Raw genomic sequence first — 1860 nt, 5'->3', positions numbered from 1 at the left:
GGAGCAGGGCCGCGACGGCGGCGGCGAGGGTGGCTGCGGTGCGCATGGACGAGGGCCTCGGGACGAAGTTCGGAACGGCGGGAGAACGCGTCGGGCTCCGCCGGACCGCTCCAGGCGGACGACGCCGGGGCCCAGGGGGCCGGGCCCCGGCGTCACGCGTGTTCAGGGCTTGTTCCGGACGTGGTGGGGTTGTGGTCAGGGCGTGGTCAGCAGGTCTGGTCGCCGCTGTTCTGGAAGGTGACGTCGCGGACGGTCAGGTTCACCGAGCACGGGTTCTCGACCAGTGAGGTGTTGGCCAGCGTCAGGTTCTGGAAGGTGACGTTCGAGGTGTTGGCGAACTCCGAGCGGGCCGCGATCCGGACGCTGCCCGGACCGGCGATCGTGCCCCCGGAGAAGGTGACGTTGTGGCAGTTCTCGACCAGCACCGCGTTGTTGCCGGTCTGGGCGATGTCCACGCGGTCGATGACCGCGCCGCCGCTCTCGGAGACGCAGAAGACGCCCCGGCCGCCGCCGCGGGCGCGGACCTCGCCGACCCGGATGTTGACCGGGTGGCCGCTGCCGACGCGCCCGTTGCGGTTGGCCATGCGGAAGGCCGCGTAGCCGGTTCCGGTTCCGGCACCCTCGGCGTCGACCCGGTCGACCGTGGCGTTGACGGTGTTGTTGAGCAGCAGGCCCGAGTAGCCGGTGTCGCGGGCGGTGACCGTGCCGATGTCCAGCCCGTCCACGCTGTAGGTCTCCACGCCGTGGTTGTCGGTGCCCGACACGTACACGTCGTCGATGCTGATGTCACGCGTGGTGCGGTTGGCGTCGCTGCCCCGGCTGTCGATGCGCATGCCCAGGCCGCTGGACAGGCGCAGGTCGATCTGGCCGAAGCGCACGTTCTGCGAGCCGCGCACGAAGACGCCGAAGTACGGCGAGCCGGTCACGGACAGGTGGGGGACGGAGACGTCCTGGGCGTTCCGGATCCGAATGGCGGCGTGGTCGGCGCCCGCCGATCCGGACACGTGGACGGTGCCGCAGACCTCCAGTGAGGTGTGGCTGGGCAGGTCGAGCGAGGCGTTGGCGGGCATGGAGCCGGAGCCGCGCACCACCACGCGCTGCTGGGAGGTGCGGCCGGAGTCGAGGCTGCCGACGGCCGCGCGCATGGCGGCGAGCATGTCGCCGCCGGTGTAGACGGTGCCGGTGCCGTCGCGGGCGGTCCAGGTGGAGCCGTTCTGGACGGCCTCGGCGTGGTGGGAACCGCTGCCGCAGTCGCCGTCTCCCCCGCCTCCGCCGTCGTCGTCCACGCGGACCAGGTCCCAGACCTGGTTGGCGCCGCCGAGGGAGTCGTACTGCGACAGGCGGTCGCCCGGGGTGGTGCTCCACTCCCAGGCCTCCAGGGCCTTGCCGCTGAGGCGGTTGATCAACTGGACGCCGCCGCCGGTGTCCACGGGGCGCCACTGCTGGTTGGCGTTGCCGAGGTCGGTGAACTGGCGGATCTCGGCGCCGTTGGCGGTGGAGTGCTCCCAGACGTCGACGGCCTTACCGCTGTGGCGGTTGACCAGGCGGTAGTAGCCGTCGCCGGAGGAGACGAAGCGGAACTGCTGCCAGGGGCGGTCGGTGCGCTCCCACTGGATGATCCGGGCGCCGTCCTGGGTTCCGGCGCTCTCGACGTCGGCGACCAGGCCGCTGTGCTGGTTGCGCAGGACGTAGTAGGCGCCGGTGTCGATGTCGGCGGCTCGGGCGGGGGCGACGGCTGCGGCGGAGAGGCCGCTCGCGCAGAGGACGACGGCCAGGGCGGAGTACAGGAACCTTCGCAGACGTGACGCGGGCGAGAGGTGTCTGCGCGAGGGCGGGGAGGACGGCGTCGCGGTCCGGGGC

1 protein-coding gene is annotated in these 1860 nt (G+C 72.2%); it reads right to left on the bottom strand.

The genetic code is table 11. From position 1 onward, the window contains the following. Window positions 1–206 precede the first annotated feature (206 nt). A partial coding sequence (locus ABD54_RS26430) for an RICIN domain-containing protein (RefSeq protein ID WP_053063662.1) occupies window positions 207–1860 on the bottom strand: 1654 nt, incomplete at its 5' end.

It is taken from the genome of Nocardiopsis sp. RV163, from assembly GCF_001029525.1.
GTDB lineage: Bacteria > Actinomycetota > Actinomycetes > Streptosporangiales > Streptosporangiaceae > Nocardiopsis > Nocardiopsis dassonvillei.
This window is presented reverse-complemented; position numbering and strand designations above follow the sequence as displayed.